Genomic DNA, 8,276 nt, shown 5'->3' on the forward strand with positions numbered 1-8,276 from the left:
CTGAAGCGCTGACGGCGGAAGGTGAATCCCTGTTGCCGCTGGCCAGGCGGCTGATTGCCGACTGGGACAACGCCGAAGACGAAATGTGTCAGCGCTTCAGCCTGCAACGCGGACGGGTGACGCTGGCGGCGATGCCGTCGTTCGCCGGCAACCTGCTGCCGCCGATCCTCAAGACGTTTCGTGCGCGCTATCCGAACGTCAACGTCACGGTCAACGACGTGATCAACGAGCAGGTGCTGGAGATGGTCCGCGATCGGCAAGTGGATCTGGGCGTGGCGTTCGAGCCGATGCAAAGCACCTCGATGACCTTCACGCCGTTGTACAGGGATCGCTTCGTGGCCGTGGTGGCGCAGGATTCGCCATTGGCGGCGCGCACCGCTATCGACTGGCAAACCTTGCTGCAGCAGCCGTTCATCACCTTGCAGCGGCCATCGACAGTACGAGTGATGCTCGAAGAACACTTGCAGGCGCGCGGCCTGAAATTGCCGGTGGAGTTCGAAAGCCATCAGTTGGCGACGGTCGGGCGCATGGTCGCCAGTGGCCTTGGTGTCAGTGCCGTACCGGCGTTGTGTGCCGAGCAGATGCAAGAACTGGGTGCCCGTTGCCTGACCCTGGATGACTCGGTGGAGCGGGCGATCGGCGTGTTGACCGAACCCGGAAATGAACTGTCGGCGGCGGCACAGGCGCTGTTCGATATCCTCAAGGCTGAGCACTGAAGCCGCGGGATTTTGTGTGTCAGGTGAGCAGGCGTTGTGTCAGCAGGGGCAGGAGTTGTTCGCATGAGGCTTGGATTTTCAATGACAGCAGGTCATCTGCGCGAGTCTTGCCCAGATTGATCGCAATCAGCGGCTTGCCCCGATCGGCAATCACCCGACACAAGCGAAAGGCCGAATAGGCCATCAACGACGAGCCCACCACCAACATCCCGGCCGCGCGTTCCGCCGCCGCCAGCGCCCGCGCGGCGGTTTGCTGCGCGACGTTCTCGCCAAAAAACACCACATCCGGCTTCATCCGCTCGCCCGCGCAATGTGGACAGTGCGGCACCTGAAACCGGGCTTCGAACGCGGGGTCGAGCAGGGTATCGCCGTCCGGCGCCTGCACGGCATCGACGCCGGCCAGATACGGGTTGTGCATCTCCATCAAGCGCTGAATGGCATCGCGCTCACTGCGCTGGCCACAATCCAGGCACAGCACCCGGTGCAGGCTGCCGTGCAGTTCGATCACGTCCTGACTGCCGGCCTGATCGTGCAGGGTGTCGACGTTCTGCGTGATCAATCCGCCGATCCGCCCATGCGTCTGCAATCGGGCCAGCGCCTCGTGCGCTGCATTCGGCCGCGCCTGCCGCACCCGTGGCCAGCCGAGCATGGCCCGCGCCCAATAGCGCCGGCGTGATTCCGGGGCGGCGAGGAATTCCTGATACATCATCGGCTGGCGCCCCCGGCGCACGCCGTCGCTGTCGCGGTAATCCGGAATCCCCGACGGCGTGCTGATGCCGGCGCCGGTCAGCACCAGAAAGTCGCCGTCGGCCATCGCCTGTTGCAAGGTGTCGAGGTGGTCGCGGATCGGGCTGTCGAGCATGGTCAGCACTCCGGGCAGATGAATGCCTTGCAGGTTAGCACTGACCTTCCATAGCGAGGGAGTCTGACTGGTGGGAGCGGTTTTCCATGGCGCGGGAGCTTGCTCCCGCTGGGGCGCGCAGCGGCCCCAAAACCGCCGACGGCTTCGCCGCCGAGCGCAAGCAAGCGCCCTCGCCACAGATTTCTCCCACACGGTCAATAGCTTGTCTCCGGGCTATTTGCGCGCCTCCAGAATCAGATTGAACGGTGTCTGCGTGGCCCGCCGGAACTGCTTGAAGCCGGCTTCGGCAAACACTTTGCGCAGGCGCATTTCCCCGGCTTGTGCGCCGAGCCCGAGGCCGACCTCTTGCGACAGGGAATTCGGTGTGCAGATGAAGGTCGACGCCGCGTAGAACAGTCGGCCGACCGGGTTGATGTTGTCATCCAGCGTATCGTTGGCGAACGGTTCGACCAACAGCACCGTGCCGTCGTCCTTCAGCGAGTCGTAGGCATGGCGTGCGGCGCCGACCGGGTCGCCCATGTCATGCAGACAGTCGAAATAGCAGATCAGGTCATAGTCGTCGCCGGGGTAATTTTTTGCCGTGCCCTGGAAGAACTTCGCCCGGCTGCTGACACCGCCTTCTTCGGCGCGCTGGGTGGCCACGGTGATCGAGGGCGTGTGGTTGTCGAAACCGACGAAGCGCGAGTTGGGAAACGCCTGAGCCATGATCACTGTCGAGGCGCCGTGGCCGCAGCCGACGTCGGCGACCTTGGCACCTGCCTCAAGCCTGGCCACCACGCCGTCCAGTGCCGGCAGCCATTCGGCGATCAAATGCCCCTTGTAACCGGGGCGAAAGAACCGTTCGGTGCCGGTGAACATGCACGGATGGTGATCGCCCCAGGGCAAGGCGCCGTTGCCGCGCATGGCTTTCACCAGTTTGTCCTTGTCATGGAAAAACGACGCCACCACGCCCAGACCGCCGGCGACGTACACCGGTGAGTCTTCCAGGGCCAACGCCAAGGCATGTTCTTCCGGCAGGCGGAACTGCCCGTCGTGATGCTCCATGTAGCCTGAAGCGGCATGGGCGCTGAGCCATTCGCGGACCAGACGCGGGTTACAGGTGGTTTTCGCAGCGAGTGCTTCGGGGCTGATCGGCTGACTGTCGGCCATGGCCCGGTACAACCCGAGTTCTTCGCCGACGATGACATTAGCCAGCATCGCCGCGCCGCCCATGTCGTTGATCAGTTTTCCCATGAATTCGTTGAGTCGGGCCTCGTCCATCACGTGTGCTCCTGAAACAGGATCACAGTCCGGCGGCGTCAAGGATCGAGGGTCGAGGCGTGCGCCATCGGGCAGTGGTCGTCTTGGGTTTGAACGATGAACCACTGCTGGATTCATCGCCCAGATTTTACTCTTGAGGGCTATGCAACAAGTCTAGCCCTCCAATGCCATGAAGCGATCGTTTTTCAGGCTTTTGTACGCTTCTTGGATGCAGGCGTCTGGCTCAACACGCCATTGGACAGCTTGGCCACTCTTTCAGGAAGCGACAGCGTTTTTCCGGTGAATTGCAGCGTGGCTTCGATTCGCTCCATGGATGGATCTTCCTTAAGCTCCAGTGTCCCTTCGACCGCCAGGTAAGCGCTCCCCAGCAAATCCAGATAGGCCGCTCGAATGTTTGGATCACCTGTTTCAAACGTGTACTTACCTTTCTTTAGCCCTGCTGCAATGAACAGCGTTACGCGGTGCGGTTTTGGCGGGTCTAATTCCCAGACTCTCTGATTGGCAACGACTGCAAATGTTTGCGTGTTTTCTTGAAAAGAGATTTCAACCTCGTCGGACTTGAACTCATGATAAATACCTCCTTCAAGGTTAGCGAAAAATTCATGCTGCTGAAGCTTGTCGGCCGCCGAAGTGCGGGTAATGTCTTTCAGATCGAACTTGCCCTCACTCAAGATATATTCCTGGCCTCCAAAATTGCCCTTGAAGTTAAACGTACCGACCATTCGCTGCTCGGATTCGAAGTATTGAATGGACAATAATCCTTCGGTCGAGACCACTAAGATGTCTTGGGAAAAGTAATGAGCGTGCGCCAGATTTTTATCGCTGCCAGAAACAAGCGAATAATTCATGGGTACGCCATTGCCTCCGAGGTTCAGAGGGATAACAAAAGTCATGTAGCGATAGCTGTTGCCGCTGATATGAGTGGCGCTTATTTCCCAATGGGTTGGCAGTTTTTCAATTGAAAGTCCGCTATTGGCCTGGAAATCCAGCTCCCCGGCGCTTTTGGCGGTAAGCGTGCCCGTGGCGGCTACTGTTCCTTGCGTGATGGACATTTTGCTATTCATGCTCTGGATTCCTTTCTCGAGGGAGTTACGAAAGAATGAGGCGCCAGTGTAGTGGCGGTGCCTGCCACGCATAACTGTCAAAGTTGACAGGTATAAAAAATAAATTTTTATTCTGTTTTGTTAATTTTGACGCGGGATTGCCTTGGATAAACCGATGATCTGTATCTCAATGAATACAGCGCGATCACAGATACATAACCTGTGCATTCGACTTCGTCGTCGAAACAACCGCGATACATACACTGTTTAGGTTGACCTTCTGATCGTCATCACGCTGATGCGCCAACAGAGGGACAGCCCCATGCATATTGTTCATCCATCTGCACTTGCCCGAGTCGGACTCGGCCTGCGACGAGGCTTGTTGCAAGACCTGCAAGCTGCCCATAGCGGTATTTTCGACTTTCTCGAAGTCGCCCCGGAAAACTGGATTGGCGTTGGCGGTGCCCAAGGCGCTGCGTTATGCGAACTGGCCGAGCGTTATCCATTGGCTTGCCACGGCTTATCGTTGTCGCTTGGCGGATCGGCGCCGCTCGACGTCGGTTTTCTCGAAGAAGTCCGGGCGTTTCTTGACCACCACCACGTGCCGTTGTACAGCGAACACCTGAGCTACTGCAGCGACGATGGTCATCTCTACGATCTGCTGCCGTTGCCATTTACCGAAGAGGCGGTGCATCACGTCGCCGCACGGATCCGCCAGTCTCAGGACATTCTGGGGCGGCGTCTGGCGGTGGAAAATGTCTCTTACTATGCCGCGCCACGTCAGGACATGGACGAGGTGACGTTCACCAACGCGGTGCTGCGCGAGGCCGATTGCGACCTGCTGCTGGACGTGAATAACGTCTACGTCAATTCGATCAACCACGGCTTCGACCCTCACCGGTTTCTCGCCGGGGTCGAGCCGGGCAGGGTGGTCGGCATGCACGTGGCCGGGCATTTCGATGAGTCGGACACGTTGAAAATCGACACCCATGGTGCCTCGGTGAAACCGGTGGTCTGGGCGTTGCTGGGCGACGCCTATGCTCGGTTCGGTGTCCAGCCAACGTTGCTTGAGCGGGATTTCAATTTCCCGGTGTTTTCCGAACTGGTGGCCGAGTTGCAGACTATTCGCCACTTGCAGGATCGGGAGATTCGTCATGGATAACCTGATGCAGCAACAGCAGGCGCTCACCGCGTACTTACGTGACCCCGACCATCAGCCGATGCCGGCCAACATGAACCCGGCGCGGGTCACGGTGTACCGGAATCTGGTGTTCAACAACGTCTCGGCGCTGCTGAGCCCGACGTTTCCGGTGCTGATCCGGATCATTGGCGAAACCCGCTGGCGGGCACTGGTGCGCGGCTTTCTGCGCGAGTGCCGCGCGCAAACGCCGAAGTTTGCTGAGATCGCCGAGGCGTTTGTCGGGTTTCTCGCGGCCGAGCCCGAGGTCACGAGTGAAGGTGAGTGGCCACCCTTTCTGCTGGAACTGGCGCATTACGAATGGGTAGAGATGGTACTGCAGCAATCAGACGGCGAGCCGTTACCACCAACAGACCAAGGCTTGCTGCTGGAACGTCCACTACGGGTATCGGCGCTGGCCTGGCCGTTGGCGTATGTGTGGCCGGTGCAACGGCTGTCGCCGGACCTTCAACCCGCCGTAGCCCCGGCCCAACCGACCCTGTTGCTGGTACGCCGCACTGCGGATTTCAGCGTCAGGTTTGCTGAGTTGAGCCCCTTGGCCTGGCGGTTGTTGCAGCGGATCGGTGAGTACCCTGTTTTGACCGGGCGCGAGCAGTTGCACGGTCTGGCGCAAGAGGCCGGCGAGTTGGGCAATGCGTCATTCATGGACAGTGGTTTGGCATTGTTGCAGCAGTTGCACGAAGACCGCGTAATGGGGCCGGCATCGTGATTCCAGAGACTCCGTAAGCCTTGTGGGAGCGGGCTTGTCCGCTCCCACAGGTCAGAGCGGCAGCTTCAGTTCCGCGCACAGCCCGCCGCCCTCGCGGTTGCTCAGGCTCAGCGAGCCACCCAGTGCCATCGCCAGTTGGTGCGCGATCGCCAGCCCCAGCCCGGTGCCGCCGGTTTCGCGGTTGCGCGAGTTTTCCACGCGGTAGAACGGTTCCATCACCTGCTGCAGCTCGGCCTCGGCAATGCCCGGGCCGCGATCCATGACGGTCAGCCTCAGGCTGCCGTTGTTCGCTTCGACCCATACCTCAGCCGCGCCGGCGAACTTCAGGGCGTTGTCGGTCAGGTTCACCAATACCCGGCGCAACGCATGTGGGCGGGTGTCGATGACCACTTCACTCTTGCCGATCAGTTGCACGTCCTTGCCCATGTCCTGATAGTCGAACACCAGGCTTTCGAGAAACGAATCCATGTTGGTGCGGCGGCTTTCTTCGGTTGAGCCATGGATGCTGCGCGCATACGCCACGCCTTCGCGCACCAGGTGTTCCATCTCGCCAAGGTCGTTCCACAGCTTGTCCTTTTCCGCCGAGTCGTCCATGAACTCGGCGCGCAGCTTCATCCGGGTGATCGGCGTTTGCAGGTCGTGGGAAATGGCGGCAAGCAATTGCATGCGCTCTCTCAGGTAGGCGGCGATACGGGCTTGCATCGTGTTGAAGGCGCGGGCCGCGTAGACCACTTCGGTAGGGCCTTGCTCGTCGAGGTTGATCGGATGGGCATTGGGGTCGAGGGTTTCCACGGCGTTGGCGAGGCGGGTGAGGGGGCTGATTGCAATCCGCACTGCCAGCCAGGTGCAGGCGATCATCAGCGCCAGTTGGCCGAGCAACACCGCCGGCAGCCACGGCGACAGCGGCACCATCGACGGCCGCACATCTATGGTTACCGGACTGCCATCGCTCAGGCGCAGATGCCCCTGAAAGTGTTTTTTCGGCCCGGGAATGTCGGTGAAGGTCAATGGATAGTGTTCGCCGATGGCGTCGGTGATCGAGGTGACGGCAATCGGCACGTCGCCGGCCTTGATCGGGACGCCCGCTTCACCTGCATTGAGCAGATAGGCGTAATTGGTCCGGGCCAGACGCGACAGCCACGCCGGGCGTTCCTCGGCGGGCAAGCGGTCGAGGATCGCAATCGAGGTTGACACGTCGGTCTGCAGATTGCCGAGCATGGTGTTCCTGGCCATCTGGGAGCGCTCGTAATACTGCGCGCCGAATGACAACGCCTGGGCCAGGATCATGCCGATCAGAAAAATCAGCCACACTCGCGAAGTCAGCGTGCGCGGCCAATGCAGGTTGAGGCTCATGCCGGCGCCCCGAGGATTTCGACCGGCAGCGAGAATACATAACCTTCGCTGCGCACGGTCTTGATGTACGCCGGTTCGCGCGCGTCATCCAGCAGCCGTTGACGCAAACGGCTGACCAGCAAGTCGATGGAACGGTCGAACAGGTCGGCGTCACGGCCTTGGGTCAGGTTGAGCAGTTGATCTCGGCTGAGTACCCGTTGCGGGTGATCGAGAAATACCCGCAGCAAGCGGTATTCGGCGCCGCTGAGGGCGACCATGGTGCCGTCCTTGTCCAGCAGGTGCCGCGCCGACGTGTCCAGTCGCCAGCGCCCGAAGGCCAGCAGGCGGCCGGCTTCGGTCACCACCAGGTTGGGCGGCAGCATCCGTGTGCGCCGCAGCACGGCGTTGATCCGCGCGAGCAACTCACGGGCGGCGAAGGGTTTGGTCAGGTAATCGTCCGCGCCCATTTCCAGGCCGATGATGCGGTCGGTTTCATCATTGCGCGCGGTCAGCATCAGCACCGGCGTGGCCTTGTGTTTGCCCACCCGCAGTTCGCGGCACAACTGCAGGCCATCGTCGCCGGGCATCATGATGTCGAGCACGATCAGGTCGACCGTGTTCGCTTCGAGAAAGCTGCGCATCTGCCGGCCATCGGCGACCACGGTGGTGCGCAGGCCGTTTTTTTTCAGGTAGTTGCCCACCAGTTCGCGGATCTCGCGGTCGTCGTCGACGATGAGAATGTGATCGACATGGTCCATCGGTTCAAACCTCCAGCAAAGGGGAATGCCGTGCAGTTTATAGCGCCATCGACGACCCGCCTGCAGGCCTTTGTATTGCAGTGTATCCAGCGTGAGCACGGATACACGGCGAGGCAAAAACGGCCGCCTCCCCGGGTTTTGTATCGTTGTGTATCCCCGACCGGCAGGGATACGTAACGATTTATCCGCGCGGTTTTCCGACACACCCGCGATACCTCGCGAGCCTCAAATAGGCTCCATCGAGGCACACACAGATGGCCTCGGCTCAAACCCATTGACGCCTTGAGGAAACTCCCATGATCAGTAAAACCGCGATGGCCGCCGGCCTGTTTGCCGCCCTCAACATCTGCACCTTTGCAGCCCGTGCCGAAGCCGATGTTACCCCGCGAACCTACACC

General features: G+C 60.4%; 8 protein-coding genes and 1 pseudogene. 4 read left to right on the forward strand and 5 right to left on the reverse strand.

All coding sequences use genetic code 11. The features are described 5' to 3' along the window. A partial coding sequence (locus DBR24_RS07705; RefSeq protein ID WP_146188984.1) for a LysR family transcriptional regulator occupies window positions 1–716 on the forward strand: 716 nt, incomplete at its 5' end. Window positions 717–735: 19 nt separating this feature from the next. Here DBR24_RS07705 and DBR24_RS07710 read toward each other — a convergent pair. The 3 genes from DBR24_RS07710 to DBR24_RS07720 all read right to left on the reverse strand — a co-directional run bounded on the left by DBR24_RS07710 (window position 736) and on the right by DBR24_RS07720 (window position 3,902). Beyond that, entirely contained in the window at window positions 736–1,578 is an 843-nt protein-coding gene (locus DBR24_RS07710; RefSeq protein WP_128614406.1) for an NAD-dependent protein deacetylase, read from the reverse strand. Window positions 1,579–1,791: 213 nt separating this feature from the next. Continuing rightward, on the reverse strand, window positions 1,792–2,838 hold the full coding sequence (locus DBR24_RS07715; RefSeq protein WP_123467613.1) for a class I SAM-dependent methyltransferase: 1,047 nt from the start codon (window positions 2,836–2,838) through the stop codon (window positions 1,792–1,794). A gap of 185 nt (window positions 2,839–3,023) precedes the next feature. Continuing rightward, complete coding sequence (locus DBR24_RS07720) at window positions 3,024–3,902, reverse strand: hypothetical protein (protein ID WP_128614407.1); 879 nt, start codon at window positions 3,900–3,902, stop codon at window positions 3,024–3,026. 301 nt (window positions 3,903–4,203) lie between these two features. Between DBR24_RS07720 and DBR24_RS07725 the strand changes: the two genes are divergently transcribed. Both DBR24_RS07725 and DBR24_RS07730 read left to right on the forward strand, forming a co-directional pair. After that, entirely contained in the window at window positions 4,204–5,043 is an 840-nt protein-coding gene (locus tag DBR24_RS07725; protein WP_128614408.1) for a DUF692 domain-containing protein, read from the forward strand. Continuing rightward, window positions 5,036–5,788 (forward strand): DUF2063 domain-containing protein, encoded by a 753-nt coding sequence (locus tag DBR24_RS07730; RefSeq protein WP_128614409.1) that lies wholly within the window; start codon window positions 5,036–5,038, stop codon window positions 5,786–5,788. Before DBR24_RS07725 ends, DBR24_RS07730 begins: the two co-directional genes overlap by 8 nt. Before the next feature lie 51 nt (window positions 5,789–5,839). Here DBR24_RS07730 and DBR24_RS07735 read toward each other — a convergent pair whose 3' ends face one another. Then, entirely contained in the window at window positions 5,840–7,141 is a 1,302-nt protein-coding gene (locus DBR24_RS07735; RefSeq protein WP_128614410.1) for a HAMP domain-containing sensor histidine kinase, read from the reverse strand. After that, window positions 7,138–7,878, reverse strand: coding sequence for a response regulator (locus DBR24_RS07740; RefSeq protein WP_128614411.1), 741 nt, complete (start codon window positions 7,876–7,878; stop codon window positions 7,138–7,140). Before DBR24_RS07740 ends, DBR24_RS07735 begins: the two co-directional genes overlap by 4 nt. Before the next feature lie 296 nt (window positions 7,879–8,174). Between DBR24_RS07740 and DBR24_RS31690 the strand changes: the two are divergent. Further along, a pseudogene (locus DBR24_RS31690) lies at window positions 8,175–8,276 on the forward strand (DUF2790 domain-containing protein); the annotation flags it as partial.

The sequence above is a fragment of the Pseudomonas sp. HMWF006 genome, assembly GCF_003061205.1.
Lineage (GTDB): Bacteria > Pseudomonadota > Gammaproteobacteria > Pseudomonadales > Pseudomonadaceae > Aquipseudomonas > Aquipseudomonas monsensis.

Coding starts and splice junctions, on each gene's coding strand:
- DBR24_RS07710 (WP_128614406.1), bottom strand. CDS start 1,578: ATGCTCGACAGCCCGATCCGCGACCACCTCGACACCTTGCAACAGGCG.
- DBR24_RS07715 (WP_123467613.1), bottom strand. CDS start 2,838: ATGGACGAGGCCCGACTCAACGAATTCATGGGAAAACTGATCAACGAC.
- DBR24_RS07740 (WP_128614411.1), bottom strand. CDS start 7,878: ATGGACCATGTCGATCACATTCTCATCGTCGACGACGACCGCGAGATC.
- DBR24_RS07735 (WP_128614410.1), bottom strand. CDS start 7,141: ATGAGCCTCAACCTGCATTGGCCGCGCACGCTGACTTCGCGAGTGTGG.
- DBR24_RS07725 (WP_128614408.1), top strand. CDS start 4,204: ATGCATATTGTTCATCCATCTGCACTTGCCCGAGTCGGACTCGGCCTG.
- DBR24_RS07730 (WP_128614409.1), top strand. CDS start 5,036: ATGGATAACCTGATGCAGCAACAGCAGGCGCTCACCGCGTACTTACGT.
- DBR24_RS07720 (WP_128614407.1), bottom strand. CDS start 3,902: ATGAATAGCAAAATGTCCATCACGCAAGGAACAGTAGCCGCCACGGGC.